The organism is Gimesia panareensis (assembly GCF_007748155.1).
Lineage (GTDB): Bacteria > Planctomycetota > Planctomycetia > Planctomycetales > Planctomycetaceae > Gimesia > Gimesia panareensis.
In genome coordinates this window covers 493280-514555 of record NZ_CP037421.1, presented here as the reverse complement: position 1 = coordinate 514555, position 21276 = coordinate 493280, and the positions used below count along the sequence as shown (strand labels likewise).

Sequence of the window (21276 nt, the reverse complement as noted above, 5' to 3'; positions counted from 1 at the left end):
CGGTTTTGAAATTGGGTCTGCAACCAAAGAAAGCATTCACGATACTTATCACCATTTCGAGGATATTATTAATATCCCACTTGGAAAATGTATCGATTCAGGTGCAACTCCGTGGGACTTGAGCGATAGTTGACATCAGGACTCATGCTTGGAGTTTGGCTATAGAATATCCAACATCTAGGAATGAATATTAAACTACCAACGTTTTTTATTTTGAGAGACCGAATATACTAAGGATGTTACTAAGTAAACGTTGTCCTTTTAAGTATTCGTGTAATTTTGGAAAGTAATCCTTTGCACCAGGTGGAACGTCCCCAATACCATGGCTTGTACCAGTTACACTCGTGGTATTATATCCTACTTTAGTCCAGTTGGGTGGCGGTGGGGACGTGCTTTGATGCATAATCTTTCTGCAACCAAATTGGCCTAATGCTACTTGCCTTCTAGCAAGAAGATAAAATGTTCGAAGGGTTATATCTTTATTTGAATAGAAAGTCCAAATGTCACCAGCCCCTCCAAAATCACTACGAAAAAAATCATGTGTATCCGAGAATTGTTGATTTGGCAATAACGATGAATTTGTGATTGCAGATTCCATGTTGATCCAAGTTAGCCAATGGTTCGGGCTTCGTTGGAATCCATCTTTTTGTAGTCGACTGAATAAAGACGCCGTACAAAAAGAGCCGAGAGAATGACTCATCGTGACAAGATATTCATAGTTGGTTAACATATGTCTGACGAAGGGATCCAAATACTCAGCAGTGATTTGTGCTCGTCTCTCCACTTCATCCCAAATTGCTGCTGCTCCAAAGAAATGTAAATGCGACATATATTCTAGAGAGGGATAAATTGTAGTCTCCATTTCCTCAATCCACGAAGAGTCATATGTCACAAATAACATGTCATTTTCAGGGAAATCTTCGTTCTTCGAGATCTCCCAAGCTTTGAATAGAGGTTTGACATAATCTTTAAATGCACTATTAATGCTTCCATCATAGTTCATTCCATGCACGCACAGAGCCGCCCCCCTATTAGTTAGGTCAACCACATCCTTGATTTCTGTAGCTTGTGGATCTTCATCCTTCCATACACTTCCATGGGGATTTTTCAGTAGATAAAGTCTAGGATTTGGTTTTCGCGGCTTTACTTTCTCTTTGATTGTATCAATAAATATAAATGCATCCTGCAGCAACTCCTGGCTCGCCCTACCGAGATAATCAGCAAAACGACCATCTATTTTTTCTTTTTCACGATTTAAGATAGAAGCACATTCAGTTGCAGAACCAAATGATGACTGCAAATGGTCTATTGTTTCTTCTCTTAGCAACTGCCCCTCTGAAATTACAGAATCTACCCGTTCTGCAACATATCTTTCAATAGGTTCAAGATCAAATGGCATTTTTGTCTTCTCTTTCTGCAAATTGCAATGTAAAGATTAGATGCTTGTTGCCAATAGTTAGGCACGGTAGTGGGAACTGCTGACTATAGATTCTTTTTTCCGAAGGCGAACGGGAATCTGCCTGCTAGCCGTCAATATTTTTCACATTAATCCGAACGTCTGCAAAGTCCCCCTCGTCATCTGCGAGACGATCCTGATCCGAGATTTCCCATATGGATCAGCCTGAAACCACTCCAGGCATGGACTTTCTTTGATTGTAACCACTGCGGTCCCCCGTGTCTAAAACAAAGTGATTTTTCGCCACTTTTGTTGTGCCTCTGTTGTTGAGATCCGGAAATTGCTGCCCGAGCGAATCATTTTTCAGTAGTCAACACGGTTTCTGCGCAGACTTTCTCTGTGAGGAACCCCGTTTTTCGCTATTTGATATACTTCCGCTTCACGTCATGCGTGACCGGCGGCGGAATTGCCAGTCGTGCAATCCGATCAAGAATTGCGGCGAACAATCTCCGTGGCACAGCCACTTCGGCCAGTTGAAAGAATACGTACTTGGCATGCCGGGTTACCTTGGCCCCAACCTTGACCAGCTTCTCCCGCAGCGTCGTCAGCGACCAGTTCTGTATAGGCTTGGGCAAGGCCAGCCGCCGCAGGAAATTGCCGAGGTTATAAGCTAAGGCGAACAGTTGCAACCGAGCTTGGTTGTCTTTGAACGTCCGGCAGGAGAGCTTCGTCCATCTGACGGCGTTCTTGCCTTCCTTGATCCACTGCTCGGCGGTGCCCCGACCGTTGTAGAACTTCACGACGTTCTTCGAGTGCTGGTTCAAGTTGGTCACGATGAATCCAACACGCGGGAACAGTTCGCCTGCGTGCCACTCAACTTTGGCCACCACGCGACGCGATCGCTGCCATGATTTTGCTTGATATTGGAAGCTGTGATAACAGACCTTGGGCTTGTGGGAAGGCCGTCCGACCGGACGGGTGAGCAAATGCGAGATTTCCCGCTCCAATACGGCGTTGGCTTTGAGGCGAATGGCGTAACGATAGTCTGCTTTCTCCAGCACACGATACAGCGCTGGAATGGCGAACGCCGCATCGCCGCGGAAGAACTTCGGAATGTCCAAATGCCGATACCGTTCGATCACCGGCAGTAGCACCTTCCGCCAGTATTTCGCGCTGGCCTTGTTGCCACGCCGCAGCATCGCGTACTCCAGATCACCATGCTGGTTGAACAGAAACAGCGGATGGTAACAGAGGCATGCAAAGTGGCCGTTGTAGGCCGCGCCCTGTTGCCGGCCGTAGGTCTCACTGACCGAGCTGTCCAGATCCAGGATGAGTTCTTTGAGCGGTCGCCGCCGGTGGAGGTTGTTGATCCAGCGTCCGGAGAGCTTCATCAGTGCCGTGAGATTGCGCTGCGTGCTGAGTATCTGCGTCTCGAAACGGCCCACCTCGCTGCTTGACGCCGCTTGTTTATCCGGCTGACTCGCCCTTCCGCCAACCACGTGGCGTAGCACCGGGTCCACACACAAGCGCTCAGCGTCATTGACATCTTCGTAGCCTGCCAGTCGGCTGTAGATCGACTGACGCAACAGCGGCACGAGTTGGTGCTGCTTGTTGCGGCCCGGGCGTGAATCGCTCAGCACATCTCCGCCCATTTCCGTCAGACCGAGCGCTGCATCCAGTTCCCGATAGGCCAGTAGTCCCGCATCGGTGGTGACCTGACTGCCGCAGAACTTCAGCTTCAATCGGCTGTCAAAACTGACCCGTAAATCCTGGTTTTGGCTGTCACCCATCAAGTTCCCCTGTCAGCATGGCATGAATTGGCAGAATAACCTTGTTTTGTAGGGGTGTGGCGCAAATTACGTGCCAAAGTGTAGGAAGTCATCTGGGAAATGCGGGCTGATAGATAGTCTTATTCTCACCAGTCATGATGTCAACTGGAGGAACGGAAACACTATCACCCAAGTTCCAACTAGGACCTTCCCAGAGTTCTAGGGAACCAGATACAGTAATGATACCTGAACTATTGACTTTAGCATAAAGTTTAACATTGAGCCTTACTTCACCATCAACTATTTGTGATTGATTGAAAGCCCCTGTATCTCCAATCGTTTGAAACTTGATACATCCAGACCAATTGAAAGATTCCTCTTCATCCCCACCGAAGAGATCCCAGCTATCGTCGTCATGAATTAAACCACTACAAGATATCTGCAGGTTTCTTTTCGCAGAACCTACTCCTGAAATTGAAGTGCCCCCTGTATTTATCTGGCCACTTGAATCTCCTGGAACATTTGGAGCGTCAGGATCTAGAGGAGCATTATCATTGATAATTTCAATGTTTGGACTTGTTCCACTTGTCCCTGTCCAAATAAAAACAAATGCTGCATGTCGGTAACCGTACACCAGAACCATTGTAGGCGCAGGGTTTAGAATCTCGGGTTTCCTCACGTTTCCCATACAGGAGATCCCATGGTCCAAAACAATTCGAGTGAAACCGCCCAAGTCTGGGCAGACCGACTGGAGCGATTCGACCAGGCTGAAATCACCGTCGCGCAGTTCTGCCAAAACGGAAAACGTCTCAAAAGCGTCCTACTATTACTGGCGGCGGAAGGTCCGCGGCCGGCGGAAGATCCGCGGTACCACCAGGAGAGACCATCAACGGCTTCGCGACAGCACGTCTGCCCCTCCTCGACAGACGGGCAGAAAGCCGGCAGGCTTCCTGCCCGTCACGCTTGCAGCGTCCTCACCGGCCACTGTCATGGCCGTCGATCTGCCGGGCGGCATTCGCATTCGATTCGAGATCCCGTCCTGTAGCCAGGAGGCCCGCTCATGATGGGCTTGCCCAGCGGCACGCCCATCTACCTGTGCACCGAGCCGGTCGATTTTCGTAACGGCTTCGACGGTTTAACCGGCATTGTCACCGCGACGCTGGGTCAGAACGTCCTCAACGGTTCTCTATTCCTGTTTGTGAACCGCCGACGCGATCGTATCAAAGCCCTGTGGTGGGAGACCGGCGGACTGACGTTATGGTACCGGCGGCTTGAGCAAGGTACCGTTGAGCTGCCAACGCCCGAAGACGACAAAACCCACGTGACCATCGATTCGGTCGAACTGGCCATGTGGATCGCCGGCGTTTCGCTGAAGTCGTCCAGGCACAGAAGAAAGCGAATGACTGCGGTCTGAGTCGCAGCCTCATCAAAACATCCTTCGGCAAACCGGCCTGGCGAGAATCTATTTCGCGGGCCGGTTTTTGTTGGGATTTGCTTTTTTTATTGATCATCGGGTAGTGCGAAAAGTCCGAATTCTTATAATGCGTCCATCATGGCTGATGAATCACTTCCCCACGACATCCAAGACTGCCATCGCTTGATTGCGATGTTGCAAAGGCAAGTCGATGACGGGCAACAAACGATCAATCAACAAGCGACCCAGCTTTCACTCAAGGACAAGCTGGTCGAAGAACAGGCCCACTCGGTCTTGCAGCTCAAGGACAATCAGGACCAGCTCAATGAGAAAGTCACCGAGCTGAACCTGACGATCGAGAAACTTCTTAAACAACTCTACGGCCGTAAGAGCGAACGGCGAATCGACGGTGCCGGTCAGTTGCTGCTGGACCTGGGCGAGGAAGTCACGCCCGAAGTGGTCAGCGCGCTCGAAGAAGCGATCCGGCAAGCTGAACAAATTGCCCAGGACGCCGCTGAATCGAACCGAAAGTGCCAACCCAGGCGACCGCGACCCGACGACCGTAAATTCCCCGCCCACCTGCCGCGTTATGAGAAACTCGTTGACCTTCCCAAGGAACAACGCGAGGGATTGAAACTGATCGGCTACGATGAAGTCGAAACGCTTGAGTTGATCCGCAGTGAACTACGCGTGCGGGTGACCAGATATGCCAAGTACGCGCACCCAGCGGACAAAACCCAAGGCATCCTCAGTCCTGAGCGGCCGACCGGACTGGTCGAGGGCCATCGTTTCGATCCATCGATCGGTGTAGAAGTCGTGGCGGCGAAATACTTCTATCATCTCCCGTTTTACCGCCAGCAAGACCTGTTCGCCGGCAGTGGCTGGACCCCCAGTCGCAGCACGCTGCAAAACATCGAAGCGGGTGTTGAGTTTGCACTTCGTCCGCTGGCGGCGCACCTGCGCAGCTATCTGAAACAGGATCAAACGATCGGTTGCGACGACACCGGCGTGTTGTTGATTACTCCCGCCGCGATGCCGGATCTGTCCCGGCATCCCCGCGGGCAGCGGATCGGCGAGGTGCTGGAAACCGCGATCGCCGCCGGCAAGCCCAGCATCAACGCAAAGATGTGGGGCTATTACGCCTCGCGTCTTCCGGTGGTGGCGTTTGACTTCACGGTCAGTCGTCACCGGGACGGACCGGATGAAGTGCTCAGAGATTTCGCGGGCAACCTGATCGGAGATTGCTGGTCGGGTTTTCAGAAGATCGAGGTTCGAAGTGGCTCACGGATTACGTTCGCCGCGTGTTGGGCGCATGCGCGTCGTAAGATTGACGAGTGCCGCAGCGCGTTCCCGCTCCAGGTCGCTCAGCTCGAATCGTGGATTCGGATGCTCTACGACGTCGAGGACCAGATCCAGAGGCTCAATGCGTCCCAGCGGCTGGCCCGTCGCCGCCGCCTGTCGCGTCATGTACTGGGTCTGATCGAAGAGTACTTGTCCGGCGAAGAGATGTCGCCGGGTCGTGTTTTACCCAAGAGCAATCTTGGTCAAGCCGCTGCGTACATTCGTCGTCACTGGAAGGCCTTGTCGCGATTTATTGATGACGCCTCGATCCCGATTGACAACAACGATTGCGAACAACTGATGAAACGTGTGGCCACGGGTCGCAAGAATTGGATGTTCAAAGGATCGGTGTTCGCTGGTGATCGAGCGGCGAACCTGATGACGATCGTGGGTACGGCGATTCGTAACGACCTGGACGTAGCTGCTTACCTGCACGACGTGTTGCAGCGTGCCCTTGACGGCGAGACGGACTGGGCCAGGCTGGCACCGCACGCCTGGAGAGTGGACCACCCTGAATCGATTCGAACGTACCGCCAGGACGAGCGTCGCCAATCCGCTGACCGCAAACGCAAGCGTCGAGCCCGACGCCGCCTCAGCAAATAATCAGCCCCAGCGAAATGACTGGTCCTGGTGTACGGTTACGATGAACCAGCCACGTGATACAGTGCTAATTCTGGATCTACACTTAAGTTGCTATAGCTGAGCCGACATCGTCATACTCTTCCAGATAACTGTCTCCGTCCCAAAGAAAGTTAGTGACTACCATAGTTTATGTTTCCTTTCTGACTCGCCTGTTATCCGGCTTTTGGACTAATGCTGGCTGATTTTCAGCGAAAGTGAATGCTATTCGCCACGATGTGTTCATAAAAATACTCTTCCATAATATCAGAAGATTGAACCTGATCTTTCTCCGCGGCTTACAATTGAATATTCACCAAACTCCAGTCTCTGTCGAGAATATATGCTGATTTTTGTTCCTTCGGCATCCAAATGAGTACCGGCCTCACGAAGTCTGTGTTTTCAACAAATTGAACTCCATTATTGGAAACGTTAAGTAATTTAATGCCGGCTTCGGGCTCTGCGATTATGAGTACATCTGGTTCTGTTGGGTGCCAGCATATTCGACTATAATTCCCACTCACTTCAATTCGTGCGATAACCTTTTCAAGGTGCGAAACACGACGTACAGAAACTGATTGATACTCAACTATTGCGAGCAGACTTTCGTCGTGGGATAAAACACATTGATCTGTTCCCCCTTTAACTCTAATTGTTTGTCGCTGGTCTGTGTTCAAGGAAATATGTACAAATTCGTTTCTTTCACAACCCACAATGAGTGCCTTGCTCTTACGAGCGATACACAAATTATTTGGCGTCCATTCAAATTTATAATTCTTTCTTATCTCAACTGCTTTATTCTGGTATGAAAGGATGCAAACGTTGCCCCCCCATCCATAGTCTTGGATTCCGTCATGCCCTGCAGCTACAATGGTGGCCCGTGATGAGCCCTTTTCCGAGATTATGGCGCAGGCAAGAACCATACCACCACTAACTTGAATTGGATCAACATGAGTACCTGGAAAATAAAGCCAACCATCTCTATCCCCGACGACGATTTTAATCGGAGAATTTCTAAGTGAACCAACGGAAATCAATCGAGATTGGGCAGTGTATAAGACTGATGGATCTGAATAGGCAGGGCCCTTGAACTCATAAAGTGTTCGGTTATATCCGACAGCAAGCAAAGAATCTGTTTCAGTAATCTCAGCATTTAGACAGGTCCCAGTCGCTAACGGTAGAAGGTGCCTCGGCTTCAATAGTGACCAGAGAGCGATAAAGACGACACATAAAACAGGGAGCCCGATAAGTGCCGTGATAATTTTATTTCTCATAACAGCAACATTTCTCCAGCACACTGTCTGTTCCGATGGCAAATCCTCGAATAAAAGTTACATAGCTGGTTTTACGCACATAATTGTACCATCAGTCAACCAATCCCGATTATTTTCAATACCATCAAGTCGACCAAATGCGATTGTCCTTGTAGTTCCACATACTTTACATCCTGTCGAATCAGCAATCTTCTGAAGTTCAATTTTTACTTTCGGATCACCTTTTTTGCCGCATGCATTTATGTTAATTGTGCAAGGTCTACATTTGCAGGTCTTTTTGAAATATGCTTTTAATTCAGATTGAAACCATTTATCTGGGAGGATTTTATTCTTGCTGAAGTCACCTTTAGTGTCTTCACAATAACTGACCATATGCTGTTACTCTTGTTTTCAGGACTTCAACAGCAGAAAAGCAAAATTAGCCGCAGGGCGTTAGCCCAGGTTGAAACGACTTTGGTATATCACATCCGAATTAAGAAACGCTGTCTAGGGACGTTTCTCTAACTTCTCCAATGCCTGCCTGGAGGGATCATGTCCCTGTTCGGCGGCTCTCCGATACCACTTTGCTGCTTCGGTGAGATCCTGTTTGACGCCTTCTCCCTCGGCATACAGGAATCCCAGATTGTATTGGGCACTGACCAGATTGTGCTCTGCCGCTTTGCGAAACCACTCTGCCGCTTGAGTCAGATCCTGCTTAACACCCTTTCCGGTAAGGTAACACATTGCGAGATTGTTTTGGGCTTCGGCATTTCCATGTTCGGCTGCCTTGCGATACCACTTCACCGCCTGAGCATAATCCTGTTGAACACCATTTCCGGTAGCATACATGAATCCTAAATTATGCTGTGCAATGGGCAGATTCTGCCGGGCAGCTTTGCGAATCCACTCTGTTGCCTGTGGAAGATCTTTCTCAATCCCCATTCCATCTCGGTAGCAGATTCCTAAATAGGTTTGGGCTTCCACATTTCCCTGTCTGGCTGCTTTGCGAAACCACTCCACTGCCTGCGTATAATCCTTTTTGACGCCGTTTCCGTTCGCATACATGATTCCTAAATTGAATTGTGCTTTGGCCAGGTTCTGCTCTGCAGCTTGGCGAAACCATTCCACCGCCTGTACGTAATCCTGCTCCACTCCTTTTCCGTCGCGGTAGCTGACTCCTAAATTATTTTGGGCTTCGGCGTATCCCTGTTCCGCTGCCTTGCGAAACCACTGCAGAGCAAGAGTAAAATCCTGTTCGACGCCGTCTCCCACAGCATACATGATTCCTAAATTGTTTTGTGCCTGGGCATCCCCCTGCTCGGCAGTGATGCGTGGATTGGCACTTTGATTGTCCTGACATCCGCTCAAAGAAATCAAACAAGTAAGAACAGTGAAGATAATTCCGGAAGCAGTGACCGTCTTTTGTGGCTGCTCAACTGGAGTCGCGTTAACTGAGAGAGCACCAGGGCCGTGATTTTGTTGTATCTCTATGAAGTATCGCTTATGTGCCATCACGGATTTTTCCCAGCCCCAAAATAACCAAAGGAAAACGGTCACTCTTATCCTGATAAAGGCACATGACACGAGTCAATTAGAATAAAAAATCAGGACCGAAATGTCCTGAAAAGCCTGCCCGACCTCAATACATCAGCGGGAATCCGAATAACCCTCAAATGCATTTCGACAAACGACGCTCCCGCAACCAGGGCCGTCTGGCACCGATTCGCTCCGCAATCCCCTCCTGGTTCTCATCTGCAGGAGGATTAAACCTCAGAATGAGTCTCCCGGGATTTCTGAGCATTCTTTTCTATGCAGGCGAACAAAACCTGAGGGAAATCCTCCTGTTCAGAAATCACGTAATCCCTTGGATTCTCTGTCTTTATCCATCCCCAAACTGCATGGGAATTCCTCCTTATTTCATCTGACTTTTACCGATTGTGAAGTCTTTGCTTTCGACTTCTCCCCATATCGGATCAATTTGTCAGTTTTGATCCAATTCCGACTGCATGCCCAAGATTTCAACTTATGTTTTCATCGATGTAGTGCAACTGCGTCTGTCAATGTCGCAGATCTGCTAACTGAAAATGTCCCTGCTTGATTTCACATGCACAGGTTCAAGACGATCGAATGAATACCTCCAGTATCTGGAATTTTGATGACACTCACATGGTGAGGCCGCTGGCACAGAGCCGGACAGGCAATCGCTATCTGATCACCTGTCTGACCATTCTCTGGGTCGGATTGATTCTCTTCGGGATGGGCCTGCTCTGGAGATACCAGTCGACCCCCGGTGAGACATCTCATTCGCCAGCCCACTGGCCGTCAGAAAGCCAGACCACCTGGAATGCGTTCCGTCCGACCCTGATCATGTTTGCGCATCCACGCTGCCCCTGCACCCGGGCCAGTATGAGTGAACTGGCTCAGATCATGGCTTATGGATCCGAGAGAGTTGATGCACGCGTCGAATTTTTCAAACCAGCAGACTTCCCGCAAGACTGGGAAAAATCAGATCTCTGGGAGTCAGCCTCCGCGATTCCCGGAGTCACCGTCAGCAGCGATCTCGATGGCGATTCAGCCAGACGGTTCGGTGCCACGACGTCCGGATTTGTCGTGTTATACAACACGAAAGGCGAGTTGGTTTTCCAGGGAGGCATCACAGGCTCTCGGGGGCACACGGGGGACAACACGGGAAGAACAGCAGTGCTTTCTATTCTGTCCCAGGGAAACTCAGATCAACACGAGACACTCACCTACGGGTGTCCTCTGCTCGGCCAGAAGCAATCCTGCCGACGGGAGGAGAAAAAATGAAACTCAGTATCCTGACCAGACCCTGCAAGCCTGGTATTTCGCAAAGAGCAGACGAACTGTTCAACGAACACAGTCGCCATTTATGCCAGCGGACCGACCGCCTGTTTGCCTGTCTGATGATCGTCCAATGGCTGGCCGCCGTCGGCGCTGCCTTTCTGGTGACTCCCTATACCTGGATTGGCAACCACAGCCAGACGCACCTGCATATCTGGGCGGCTGTACTGCTGGGCGGACTGATTACCTGCTTTCCCGTTCTGCTGGCCTGGATCAATCCGGGCACGGTCCTGACCCGGCACGTGATCGCCGTCAGCCAGATGCTGACGTCTTCATTGTTAATCCATTTAAGCGGCGGGCGGATCGAAACACACTTTCACATTTTTGGTTCGCTGGCGTTCCTGGCCTTCTATCGAGACTGGCGTGTCCTCCTCTCCGCTACGACGGTCGTCGTCATTGACCATACCGCCTTTGGTCTCTTCTATCCACAGGCGGTCTTCGGAGTACTCACAACCAGCCCCTGGCGGATTGTCGAACACGGAGCCTGGGTGGTCTTTGAAGACATCTTTCTGATCATCGCCATTCAACAGAATACGAAAGAAATGCGGGCGATGGCGCGCCAGAGAGCCGTACTGGAAGAAACCAAAACGCTCATTGAATCGGAAGTGGAGAAACGGACCAGCGAACTGCATCAGGCGAATCAGAAAATCTCTGAAACCAATCGGCAGCTGGAAAATCAGGCCCGGGAACTGCTCCGTTCCAAAGAACATGCAGAAGCGGCCAACCGGGCCAAGAGTGCCTTCCTCGCCAACATGAGTCACGAGATCCGCACTCCCATGAATGCGATTCTCGGGTTTAACGATATCCTGCTCGATAATGTCACCCAATCAGAAAACGTCGAAGCCGCCCGGACCGTCAAGGAAAATGGCGAGTACCTGATCCGGCTCGTCAATGACATTCTGGACCTCTCCAAAATCGAAGCAGAAAAACTGGTGGTCGAGCGGGTCCCCTGTTCGCCGCACGAACTCTTAAACAATGTCTGTTCGCTCATGAATGTGCGGGCCAACGCCAAAGCCCTGAATCTGGAATTCCAGATCGAGGGCCCCATTCCGGAAACCATCAGCACGGACCCTACACGCTTGCGTCAGATCCTGATCAATACCATCGGCAATGCAATTAAATTCACCGAAACCGGTTCCGTCCGGGTCGTCACCCGTCTGTTAAACGAACAGAACCTGACACCTCGACTGCAGTTCGAAGTCATCGACACCGGGATTGGTATTTCCGCAGAATGCCTGGAAGCACTCTTTGATCCTTTCACACAGGCCGACGACTCCATGACCAGAAACTTCGGAGGCACAGGTCTGGGGCTGACCATCAGTAAACGTCTGGCAGAACTGCTGGACGGGGAAATCTCTGTGATGAGTACACCCGGTGCCGGCAGCACGTTTACCATCACAATCGGTACCGGCTCCCTGGAAAATATTCCCCTGATTGAAGGAGAGACGGCAAATCTGAATCCGGCAGCGAAAGCAACAGAAACAGTCGAAATTTCGTCTGATTCTCCTCTCGAGGGTTTTCGAATTCTGCTCACAGAGGATGGGCTTTATAACCAGCGCCTGATCACCTTCCTGTTGAAAAAAGCGGGAGCCGAAGTCAGTCTGGCTGAAAATGGCCAAATCTCCATTGATCTGGCCCTCGAAGCGGAAGACCAGGGACAGCCGTTTGATATCATCCTGATGGATATGCAGATGCCCGTTCTGGATGGCTACAATGCGACACAGCAGTTGAGAGCCGCCCGTTATCATGGCCCGATCATCGCGTTGACAGCGCATGCCATGAATGGCGATCGACAGAGGTGCCTGGATGCCGGCTGTGATGACTATCTGACCAAACCCATCGATCGCAAAAAGCTGATCCAGGTCATCGCCAGTTACCTGAAAGGGGCCTCTGTTGAACAATCCGTCCTGGCCTCTGAATTTTCTTACGAAATTTAGAGAATCGAATCATTTTCTGCGTGATCTTCCCGGAAGGAATCCGCCTGAACAACAGGTACCCGGAACACCATCATGCAGAAAAGACACATTCATCGCAGACAATTCCCACTGAAACTGCGCAGAAAAACCGTTAAAGCCTTTTCATTTCTGGCTTTATGCCTGATCATCCTGGCGATCTCCCGTCCGTTGATTCATCTGACCATCACCGCCTGGCAGGATCGGGAGAAACTCCCTGCACCGCCGACCGGCTTTCTGAATGATGCCAGCCGCATGAATCTGACCCACGTTAAAGAGGTCTGGTCTGTCCCCGCTGATGCGAAAACCGCAGAACTGCAACTCTCACAGTTACTGCAGCGCGCACATCGAGAAGGCCTGCCGGTTTCCATCGCCGGTGCCCGGCACAGCATGGGCGGACACACACTCAATCCCGATGGGCTGGTCATCGACATGACCACTTTCAATCAGCTGACACTGGAGGCAGACCGAAACCTGTTACACGTTCAATCGGGGGCCTGCTGGAGTGAAATCATTCCCTGGCTGGATCAGCGGGGTAAATCGGTGAAGATCATGCAGTCCAACAATTCTTTCACCGTGGGGGGATCGATCAGCGTGAACTGTCACGGCTGGCAGTATGGATGTCCCCCCATCGCATCCACCGTCGAATCGTTTCGCCTGATGCGGGCTGATGGCTCGATCGTCACCTGCAGCCGCACCGAGAACCCGGAACTGTTTTCCCTGGTTCTGGGTGGCTATGGTCTGTTCGGCGTGATCCTGGATGTCGATCTGCAAGTCGTTCCCAATGAAGCCTACCGACTGCAACAGGCGGTGGTCCCTGTGGAACAGGCCCTGGAGACGTTCGATACGATGATCGATCATCCCGATGCCACACTCGCGTTCGCGCGCATGAATGTGACCCCCGATCAGTTTCTGCAGGAGGCCATCATCAACGTTCTGTACCGTGAGTCGGATACCGATCAACGCATCCCCGCACTGTCGGAACCGGAACAGGCTTCACTCCGACGGTACATTTTTCGCGGATCTGGCGGTAGTGCCTACGGAAAAAAGCTCCGCTGGCAGGCCGAAACCAAACTGCAACCCCATCTGCAAAAACAGTGCGTTTCACGCAATCAGCTCTTCAATGAAGGCGTGGAAGTCTTTGAGAATCGCTCAGCCGACCATACCGATATCCTGCATGAATATTTTGTTCCCCGTGCGGGTCTCGCGGAATTCGTCGCAGCGTTACAGAATATCATTCCACGTCACGAGGGCGATCTGTTGAACGTGACCATCCGCCAGGTTGAGGCCGATCAGGACACCTTTCTCCGCTATGCCGATCAGCCGATGTTCGCTTTTGTGATGCTGTTTTATCAATCCCGTACCGCAGCCGGCGATCAACAGATGGAGGCGCTGACCGTCGAGTTGATTGATGCCGCCCTTAAAGTCGACGGCTGCTACTATCTGCCCTACCGACTGCATGCCACGCCCAGGCAGTTTCACAAGGCCTACCCGCAGGCAGAAGAGTTCTTTGCACTCAAACGGAAATATGATCCCCAGGAACTGTTTCAAAATCAGTTTTACCGGAAGTATGGACTGGACTCCGGGACACCTTAAATCGCTACATCATTCAGGCAGAGTTACTGACCTTGTCTGTTCTGCTCACATTTTTCCAGAAGATCCTGGGCACGTTCCAGTTCAGCCGATCCCAGATCCCCTCTATTGAGAAAGGCCTGTAAATCCTTGATGGCCAGATCATACTCTTCCAGACGTTCGTAGGCGCCACCACGAAAGAGTAAGGTATCCGTCAGCAGGGGAGCAGGCAGCGCGGCTGGGTCTGAGAGCATGGCCGTATAATCTGCTACCGCGGCTGCATATTCTTCCCGGGCACCATAGCACTCCGCACGCATAAGCAAAGCCTGAATGACCACATCCGCAGCAACTTCGTCATGACGGTCAACGATGACGGAAAAGTCAGCGATAGCCTGTTCATACTGTTGCCAACGATAATGTACCATCCCACGATAGTAATAGGTCAGCACCTGCCAGCGTACCTCGTCCTGAGCGGCTGCGATCGTCCGATCATACTGCTGCAGAGCCTCATGCAGTCGCCCCTGAGTATGCAGCTCAATTCCCTGATTCAGAAGCTCTTCGGCACTCATGGTTCAACGACTCCTCTTCGCCCATCAAAGCTGATAGACCTCGTATTCCGCACTGCAGGGCGTACCCCGCGAGACATGCATCCGCTGCTCTTCCGGTTCGATGATCACCGAAAAAACAGTCTGCCAGTAGCCATGGTCGGGATCATCATTCACATGTCGGCAGATCGATCGAGGATGTCCCTGATGATCCCGGAGGGCGGCTTTAATCTCCTCGACCCCCGGATCAGCAGAACTCGCCTGCAGCAGTTCATCGATGCGGGCCTTGCGGGGATGCGAACCGATCAATTCCGGAAACTGTTCATTATACTGGCAGAGCTCCGGATGCAGACAGTGATTCGTATGCGTGATCCAGCTCGTCCCCTCCGGTCGCAGCACCTGCACACTGTCAATCGTCACCTCCAGGTCGGCAGGGCCCTCTGGTGTTGCCAGCATGATATTCGCGGGGATCGCCCGTTCGGCTCTGCGGATCGCCTCGACCGCTCCAGACAGACTGTGCGCTTCATACAGTTCTCGTAGCGTGAAATAGTGAGGCACGCCCCGGGAACGACTCGGGGCCGGCAGCGAATTCAGACAGGCACCGATGCCAGCTGAATTGAATCCGATGTATGAAATCAACCCGGCCTGGGTCAGCGTCATCAGCGCGGGTTTTCCCGTCGGCCTGCGAGTCAGCATGATCGTAAATGGATCGAGGGCCGGGTCGTTGTCCCAGTTCTGGGCCACGATCGCCCCCTTACCGGAAGGCGTCGGCACACACAGCGAAGTACAGCCTGCATCCGGTTCCGGAGTAAACTGATTCCGGACCTGCAGCAGCATGATCTTCCAGAACGGGACATCCACGGCTTCAGCAACGCCCTCAAGTTCCTCTATGCAATCCGCACTGTATTCTTTCGCTGCGGGAAGACACTGTTCCGACAGTTCCTGCGCCCGCTGTCGGCTGACCTGCATCGTCTCATCCAGACGCTGCAGCGCGACCTCACAGAAGGTCTTGATTTCTTCGCGTGTCGCGTCTCCCAGCTGGCGTCCCATCTCACGGGGAGTGCCGGCCACTTCAATTTCAGGGTAGCGGTCTAGTAATGACATCTCAGATTCTCGCTGCAGGCTGCTGGATTGATCTCCGAAAACAAAGCGCGCTCTTCACAAGCACATTCATCTTAAACATTTCCCTCAAGGTTGTTGAGCCTCAGCCGCTGAAACAGCAGCCTCGCCAGCTTCTTTTTCCAGTTCGGTGCTCAGCGTTTCCGGCGTTTCGGTATGAAATTTCTCACGCAGAAACGATTTCACAATATTACTGCGCGAGAAATCAGATCCGGTAATCAGCGACAGCCAGCCTTCCCCGAAAGACAGAAAATCCACCAGGCTTTGACGGTCAAAGACTTTCCGGGTCAACGCTTCAATGCTCTGCGCGTGCGTCGCGAACTGGTAGACGCGAGCGCGAATCGTCTGCAGAAATTCGAGCTTCCGCCGCAGATGCTGTTCGACGGCCTCAGCCCCTTCCAGCACCGTCCCGTGCGCATCGAATAACCATTCCGGCTTGAGCTGGATGACCTGCTCCAGACTGGCAATCCACTTCGGCCCATCCGCGTCTCCCAGCTGGCTGTCCAGGTCCGCTGCAATATAAAGGTCGCCGCTGAACAGGATTTTTCGCTCCGGTTCAAACAGGCAGAGATGCCCCGGGCAATGTCCGGGGGTTTCGATGACCTCGAACCGCATGTGTTCCGTTTTGATTGAATCTCCGATCGGGTGGGCGTCTGCAATTTCAGACGGACCAAACAAAAAACTGCGATACCAGCGCAACTCGACCGGGAACCGGATTTCGGGAACCGCATCCGCATGCGCCAGGACCTCTGCACCGCACAGTTCCACCAGCAAATCGTTGTTGCCCGTATGATCTTCGTGATAATGCGTGTTCACAACCGTGGTGATGGATTCAACCACGCCCAGTTCCTGCAGTGTCTTTTTCAGACTCCGGCGGGCCCAGGGAAAGCCGGTGTCGATCAGCAGCGTCTCGTCGACCAGGTAACAGACCGCATAGTCATAGCCTCCGCTGAACCGACTCAACAGGCGCGTCAGCAGATTGTCGATCTGGATGCAGGTAACGTATTCCACCGGCCGGGTAATTTTGACCTGAAACGGCCACAGGGGAAAACGACGGCAGAGCAATGCATAAGGCTGCCATAACAGAAACCGCAGCCACCTGCTGATCATGTTGTTCTCCCGGAGATTAAAGTTTCAGAACCAGGAACGGATCGATTTCAGGCCGATCTGCTCAAACCAGGGATCCAGCCGCCGCGCCAACCGATGCCAGTTCTGATGAGGCACATTGGGATACAGGTGATGTTCCAGGTGATACAAATGGTCAAAGGCGATCAGTCGAAACAGGGTCCCGCGGAACAGCCGCGTCTGGTGGGCTGGATCTTCCCCTGCAGGATCATGGGGCACATAAGCGGTGATCAGCGGGATGATCCAGCTCCCGGCGATCATCAGGCAGACATAAACGAGGGGCAGAATCGTAAACGGAATCAGTATGAATGCAACCAGAATCAGCGTGATCACGGCAACTCCTTCCGCGATGATCCAGTTCAATCGGTGCCGTGGATGCCGTAATGCCCAGAAATAGATGCGGAACTGAAAGACGAACCCTTCGAGCACAGCTCCCACCAGCGACATCCGGGAAGCCCCTGCTTCGAGATCATCATCGTGCGGAAACCGCGCATGGTGATGCAAATGCACCGCCTGATACGCGTGTCCGCTGCGCAGTGAGATCGCTTCGATCACCGCCAGAAACAGATCATTCGTCTTCCGCTTCAAGCCCAGATTCTGATGAACCAGATCATGCGAAACCGACCCATAGGTCAGGAAGCTCATCACCATCAGCGACAGCACAGCGAAGATCCAGTATCCCTGCCAGGCAAAGATCCAATAGGCGGCACAGGCCAGAAACGGTGATGCCAGAGTCCGGGTCCGCTGACAGCGTGTCAGTTGCAGCAGGTCGGCCCCGAGCTCCGAAATCCGGGGAAGCGATTGGGAAACGATGTTCTGATTCATTGCGGATACCAGCCGAGTAAGACAAAAAAGTCACATCAGCTATCTTAGCAGAGATCAGGTCAAATGAAATCAGGGAACGGGAAATTAACCGGTACGACAGGAGCGCAGACGACCATTGCCAGGTAGTGTTTATTTAACAGTTTTCTACGTGATCATGAAGTCGACAGTGTTCGCTCTGTAAGTATACACCGTGGCCGAGGGTATGCTGTTACTCTTGTTTTCAGGACTTCAACAACAGAAAAACCAAATTAGCCGCAGGGTGTTAGCCCTGGTTGAAACGATTTTGGTATAGACCATCCGAATTAAGAAACACAACCTAAGAGCCCGGCTGAGGGACGTCCCTTAGCCGGGCAGCTTCGCTTCAGAAAAATGTGAACCTGCCAATCTTACCGGCTGGCTTTTTTGATGGGCTTGGCCTGCTTGAGCGTCGTCAGGTACTCGACGATGTTGATCAGCTCTTCCTGTGTCAGCACCTTCTGCAGATCAGCGGGCATCAGTGAGATCTTCTGCTGAATCACCTCTTCGACATCATCCATTTTAAACGTGCGGGAGATCGCCTCGGCATCCTTCAGCGTGATCGCATCGTCGGTCTTGTTCACGAGCAACCCGTTCACAACATTGCCGGATACCAGAACCACAGTATACGCTTCGAAGTTATGGCTGATGCCTGCGCTGGGGTAGAGAATCGATTCGAACAGCGCTTCCCGGCTCAGTTTCTTGCCAATCTCCGACAGGTTCGGGCCCACCTCTTTCCCCATGCCGTTGACGACATGGCATTTGGCACAGGTCCCCTTCGTGTTGAACATCACCCGACCATCGACCACATCCCCTTTCATACCGGCCAGAACATTGATCGGCGGCAGAGGTTTATTGTTTTTCGTCGGTGGTGCCGGGAACAGTTTGGCAGCCCGCTCTTTGACGTCCTTCATGATTGTGGAAGACATCGCGGCCGCAGCCGTCTGTTCCAGCTGTGGAGCGATCTTACCCTTCTCGGCCAGGTCCAGAAACGCGTGCGCACCAGGACGGGATTTGGTAATCGCCCGGACTGCTTCGCGACGATCCACCAGCGGTTCCTGCTGATCCTGAATGATCGCTAACAGAATCTTATTGGCCCCATTATGAGAAGCACTCCCCAGCGCCCAGATCAGGTCCAGCTTCTGATTCTGTTCCTTTTCATTGTCGCCTTTACTGGCCAGGGCCTTGCGAATCAGTCCGTTCTGCTTGAGCGACAGAGCCGCACCAATCGCATCGACGGCTGTCTGCGATTTACCGGAGTGACTGCCCAGCTCCACCAGTTCAGGATAGTAGTCCTTCGCTTTAAATTTCTGGACCAGCTTGATGAATTCCGGAGTTCCCCGGCTGCTGTTGATCACCTGGTTCAAAGCCTGCTGGTACTTTTCATCACTGGTAACGACATTCGCCGACATCCGCGACAAAGCTTCGGCAATGATATAGGTCTCCCGTTTTTTATTGTCCCCTTCCTTGAACAGGGCCAGCTCGGCAACCGCCTCGTTCTTTTCTTTACCGGAGATGAAATCCAGCGCCCGGAAATAGCGGGGCAGTGCAGCCTGTTTCGTCTGCGGGTCTTCAATGATTTTCACCAGGTAGGGAATCGCCAGCGGAATTTTTGACCGCCAGAGCAGATCGCGACCCACGGGCGTATTCCAGTTGTCTCCCGCCTGCTTGAGCCAGGCGGACATGAATTTCTGCTCCTGCTCATCCATGCCGATCCCGAGGGCTTCCAGATACCAGCGATCTTTGCCGTCGTACTGATCGACTAAACTCACCCAGAGTTCCGGTGCCTGGGGCGATTTGCTGTGATGCAGGGCAATCGCACATTCACGGCGTACCTGAGGTGAAGAATCTTTAACCAACTGCTTCACAACGGGGATCACATCCAGCTTGTAACGCCGGGCCGCCCGTAAACCGGTGATGCGAATATCGGGATTCTCATCTTTGACAGCCAGCGAGACATAGTCTTTCGTTTTGCCCTTGATGCCAGCCAACAGCCAGAGGGCGCGAGCGCGGAACCTCTGGTTGTCAGACTGATAGAGTTCTTCGAGTTGCGGCAGTGCCTGTTCCTGCAGCTCATGCAGCTTATTCCAGGCCAGATAGCGGGTCGCGAGGTTCGGGCTTTTGATCCCGGCGATCGCGCCCTCAACCGTGCTCAGGTCCAGTTTCTGAAACTGATATTTCGCATCCGGCGGGGCAATCCGGAAGATCCGGCCGCGTTCCTGGTCGCCAATCCGGTGTCCCCCCACTCCCGGATCGTACCAGTCCGCCACAAACAGCGAACCATCGGGGGCCACACAGACATCAGAGGGACGGAACCACTTGTCCTTTTCACTCGTGAGAATATTGGCAATCTCCGCCTCATAGCCAGCCCCCTCTTTCTTCACCGGATAAGCACGCACCACATTCGGGCCTGCATCCGAGTGAATGATTTCATTCCGATATTTCTCGGGCAGCAGAGAACCTTCATAAATACAGATCCCCGTCGGAGAACCGGCGCCAGTCTGCAGCAGGTTAGGCACGACTCCCGGATCACGCAGATGCCAGTGACGCAGGGGTATTTCTTCATGCATCCCCGTCCGCGGTGTTTTCCAGCGTGCTCCGGTCAGCTGATCGAGATAACCATAGTTTCCGAATTCCATGACATAGTTAATGCGGACACCCCGGTTACCGTCATCATCGTTGTCCGACTGCCACATCGTGCCGAAAGAGTCGACGGTGACTTCGTAATTATTACGGAAATTGTGAGCGAGCACTTCGAAATCGCTGCCGTCCAGGTTGCAGCGGAAGACCATCCCGCCCCAATAGGGTTTGCCGTTATCCAGCACGGGGCGTCCATCGCGTTCCAGGATCGGTTTCCCGTCCGCGTCGAACACCTGCTTTCCGGCGTTTCCGAAGTTCCAGTAGAGCAGACCGTCCGGCCCGAAAACAGAAGTGTGTGCCGAATGGTCATGTTCGCCACCCGCGACTTTGAACAGCACCTCTTTTTTATCAGCCTTACCGTCGTTGTCTTCGTCAGTAAAGAGAAAGACATTGGGCGAGGCAGCCACAATCACCTTGTTCCCCAGTACACAGATCCCCTGACAACCGTTAATGTCATTTCCCTGGTAGAACACTTTCGACTCGTCGGCTTTGCCGTCGCCGTTCGTATCTTCCAGAATGACAATCCGGTCCCCTTCCTGGCGGGTCGGAATGTTGCGTAACCCGGCGCGATAGTTGACGACCTCACAGATCCAGACCCGCCCCTGGGCATCGACGTCCATACTGGACGGGCTGCTGATACGCGGTTCGGACGTAAACAGCGTTGCCTTCAGGCCCGGCGCCACGGTCAGGTTGGGGACCGCCTGTTTGGCATCGTGCTCTGACTGAGCAGAAAGCGGGGCGATATTCACTACAGCAGATAAAAACAGGGCGGGAATGATGGCGAGCCAACGGTAGTTCATGGAGTCAGTTTCCTTATGTAAATTCAGTAG

17 protein-coding genes are annotated in these 21276 nt (G+C 52.4%); 6 read left to right on the top strand and 11 right to left on the bottom strand.

Annotation, left to right across the window (positions count from 1 at the left end):
• Nucleotides 1-208 precede the first annotated feature (208 nt).
• The 3 genes from Enr10x_RS01975 to Enr10x_RS01965 all read right to left on the bottom strand — a co-directional run bounded on the left by Enr10x_RS01975 (nt 209) and on the right by Enr10x_RS01965 (nt 3808).
• A complete protein-coding gene (locus tag Enr10x_RS01975; RefSeq protein ID WP_145447991.1) occupies nt 209-1399 on the bottom strand; it encodes a hypothetical protein in 1191 nt (396 codons plus the stop codon).
• A gap of 416 nt (nt 1400-1815) precedes the next feature.
• A complete protein-coding gene (locus tag Enr10x_RS01970) occupies nt 1816-3186 on the bottom strand; it encodes an IS1380 family transposase (protein ID WP_145104163.1) in 1371 nt (456 codons plus the stop codon).
• Between the two features lie 88 nt (nt 3187-3274).
• On the bottom strand, nt 3275-3808 hold the full coding sequence (locus Enr10x_RS01965) for a hypothetical protein (RefSeq protein ID WP_145447990.1): 534 nt from the start codon (nt 3806-3808) through the stop codon (nt 3275-3277).
• 76 nt (nt 3809-3884) lie between these two features.
• On the opposite strand from Enr10x_RS01965, the gene Enr10x_RS01960 reads away from it, so the two are divergent.
• The 3 genes from Enr10x_RS01960 (at nt 3885) to tnpC (ending at nt 6523) form a co-directional block, all read left to right on the top strand.
• Nucleotides 3885-4229 carry a hypothetical protein gene (locus Enr10x_RS01960; RefSeq protein ID WP_145447816.1) on the top strand — a complete coding sequence of 115 codons (345 nt, stop codon included), beginning with the start codon at nt 3885-3887 and terminating at the stop codon, nt 4227-4229.
• The gene (gene tnpB / locus Enr10x_RS01955) at nt 4226-4579 is read left to right on the top strand and encodes an IS66 family insertion sequence element accessory protein TnpB (RefSeq protein WP_145447815.1); all 354 of its coding nucleotides are present in this window, start codon (nt 4226-4228) and stop codon (nt 4577-4579) included. The genes Enr10x_RS01960 and tnpB overlap by 4 nt, the downstream gene beginning before the upstream one ends.
• 138 nt (nt 4580-4717) lie before the next feature.
• A complete protein-coding gene (gene tnpC, locus Enr10x_RS01950; protein ID WP_145447814.1) occupies nt 4718-6523 on the top strand; it encodes an IS66 family transposase in 1806 nt (601 codons plus the stop codon).
• Nucleotides 6524-6837: 314 nt separating this feature from the next.
• Here the strand turns inward: tnpC and Enr10x_RS01945 are convergent, their stop codons facing one another.
• The 3 genes from Enr10x_RS01945 to Enr10x_RS30200 form a co-directional block, all read right to left on the bottom strand.
• A complete protein-coding gene (locus tag Enr10x_RS01945) occupies nt 6838-7812 on the bottom strand; it encodes a hypothetical protein (protein WP_145447989.1) in 975 nt (324 codons plus the stop codon).
• 57 nt (nt 7813-7869) lie between these two features.
• A complete protein-coding gene (locus Enr10x_RS01940; RefSeq protein WP_145447988.1) occupies nt 7870-8184 on the bottom strand; it encodes a hypothetical protein in 315 nt (104 codons plus the stop codon).
• Between the two features lie 114 nt (nt 8185-8298).
• Complete coding sequence (locus Enr10x_RS30200) at nt 8299-9159, bottom strand: tetratricopeptide repeat protein (RefSeq protein WP_315851844.1); 861 nt, start codon at nt 9157-9159, stop codon at nt 8299-8301.
• 759 nt (nt 9160-9918) lie between these two features.
• On the opposite strand from Enr10x_RS30200, the gene Enr10x_RS01930 reads away from it, so the two are divergent.
• From Enr10x_RS01930 to Enr10x_RS01920, 3 genes are all read left to right on the top strand, one after another.
• Nucleotides 9919-10599, top strand: a complete 681-nt coding sequence (locus Enr10x_RS01930) for a hypothetical protein (RefSeq protein WP_197997452.1) — start codon at nt 9919-9921, stop codon at nt 10597-10599.
• Nucleotides 10596-12590, top strand: a complete 1995-nt coding sequence (locus Enr10x_RS01925; RefSeq protein ID WP_145447987.1) for an ATP-binding protein — start codon at nt 10596-10598, stop codon at nt 12588-12590. The genes Enr10x_RS01930 and Enr10x_RS01925 overlap by 4 nt, the downstream gene beginning before the upstream one ends.
• A 72-nt stretch (nt 12591-12662) precedes the next feature.
• Nucleotides 12663-14201 carry an FAD-binding oxidoreductase gene (locus tag Enr10x_RS01920; RefSeq protein WP_145447986.1) on the top strand — a complete coding sequence of 513 codons (1539 nt, stop codon included), beginning with the start codon at nt 12663-12665 and terminating at the stop codon, nt 14199-14201.
• Nucleotides 14202-14224: 23 nt separating this feature from the next.
• Here the strand turns inward: Enr10x_RS01920 and Enr10x_RS01915 are convergent, their stop codons facing one another.
• From Enr10x_RS01915 to Enr10x_RS01895, 5 genes are all read right to left on the bottom strand, one after another.
• Nucleotides 14225-14746 carry a tetratricopeptide repeat protein gene (locus Enr10x_RS01915; RefSeq protein WP_145447985.1) on the bottom strand — a complete coding sequence of 174 codons (522 nt, stop codon included), beginning with the start codon at nt 14744-14746 and terminating at the stop codon, nt 14225-14227.
• A 24-nt stretch (nt 14747-14770) separates the two neighbouring features.
• Entirely contained in the window at nt 14771-15826 is a 1056-nt protein-coding gene (locus Enr10x_RS01910) for a C45 family autoproteolytic acyltransferase/hydolase (RefSeq protein WP_145447984.1), read from the bottom strand.
• A gap of 84 nt (nt 15827-15910) precedes the next feature.
• Nucleotides 15911-16951, bottom strand: coding sequence for an MBL fold metallo-hydrolase (locus Enr10x_RS01905; RefSeq protein ID WP_145447983.1), 1041 nt, complete (start codon nt 16949-16951; stop codon nt 15911-15913).
• Between the two features lie 24 nt (nt 16952-16975).
• Complete coding sequence (locus Enr10x_RS01900) at nt 16976-17791, bottom strand: fatty acid desaturase family protein (RefSeq protein WP_145447982.1); 816 nt, start codon at nt 17789-17791, stop codon at nt 16976-16978.
• A gap of 386 nt (nt 17792-18177) precedes the next feature.
• Complete coding sequence (locus Enr10x_RS01895; protein WP_145447981.1) at nt 18178-21246, bottom strand: PVC-type heme-binding CxxCH protein; 3069 nt, start codon at nt 21244-21246, stop codon at nt 18178-18180.
• Nucleotides 21247-21276 lie beyond the last annotated feature (30 nt).

Coding starts and splice junctions, on each gene's coding strand:
- Enr10x_RS01975 (WP_145447991.1), bottom strand. CDS start 1,399: ATGCCATTTGATCTTGAACCTATTGAAAGATATGTTGCAGAACGGGTA.
- Enr10x_RS01970 (WP_145104163.1), bottom strand. CDS start 3,186: ATGGGTGACAGCCAAAACCAGGATTTACGGGTCAGTTTTGACAGCCGA.
- Enr10x_RS01965 (WP_145447990.1), bottom strand. CDS start 3,808: ATGGTTCTGGTGTACGGTTACCGACATGCAGCATTTGTTTTTATTTGG.
- tnpB (WP_145447815.1), top strand. CDS start 4,226: ATGATGGGCTTGCCCAGCGGCACGCCCATCTACCTGTGCACCGAGCCG.
- tnpC (WP_145447814.1), top strand. CDS start 4,718: ATGGCTGATGAATCACTTCCCCACGACATCCAAGACTGCCATCGCTTG.
- Enr10x_RS01945 (WP_145447989.1), bottom strand. CDS start 7,812: ATGAGAAATAAAATTATCACGGCACTTATCGGGCTCCCTGTTTTATGT.
- Enr10x_RS01940 (WP_145447988.1), bottom strand. CDS start 8,184: ATGGTCAGTTATTGTGAAGACACTAAAGGTGACTTCAGCAAGAATAAA.
- Enr10x_RS01930 (WP_197997452.1), top strand. CDS start 9,919: ATGAATACCTCCAGTATCTGGAATTTTGATGACACTCACATGGTGAGG.
- Enr10x_RS01925 (WP_145447987.1), top strand. CDS start 10,596: ATGAAACTCAGTATCCTGACCAGACCCTGCAAGCCTGGTATTTCGCAA.
- Enr10x_RS01920 (WP_145447986.1), top strand. CDS start 12,663: ATGCAGAAAAGACACATTCATCGCAGACAATTCCCACTGAAACTGCGC.
- Enr10x_RS01915 (WP_145447985.1), bottom strand. CDS start 14,746: ATGAGTGCCGAAGAGCTTCTGAATCAGGGAATTGAGCTGCATACTCAG.
- Enr10x_RS01910 (WP_145447984.1), bottom strand. CDS start 15,826: ATGTCATTACTAGACCGCTACCCTGAAATTGAAGTGGCCGGCACTCCC.
- Enr10x_RS01905 (WP_145447983.1), bottom strand. CDS start 16,951: ATGATCAGCAGGTGGCTGCGGTTTCTGTTATGGCAGCCTTATGCATTG.
- Enr10x_RS01900 (WP_145447982.1), bottom strand. CDS start 17,791: ATGAATCAGAACATCGTTTCCCAATCGCTTCCCCGGATTTCGGAGCTC.
- Enr10x_RS01895 (WP_145447981.1), bottom strand. CDS start 21,246: ATGAACTACCGTTGGCTCGCCATCATTCCCGCCCTGTTTTTATCTGCT.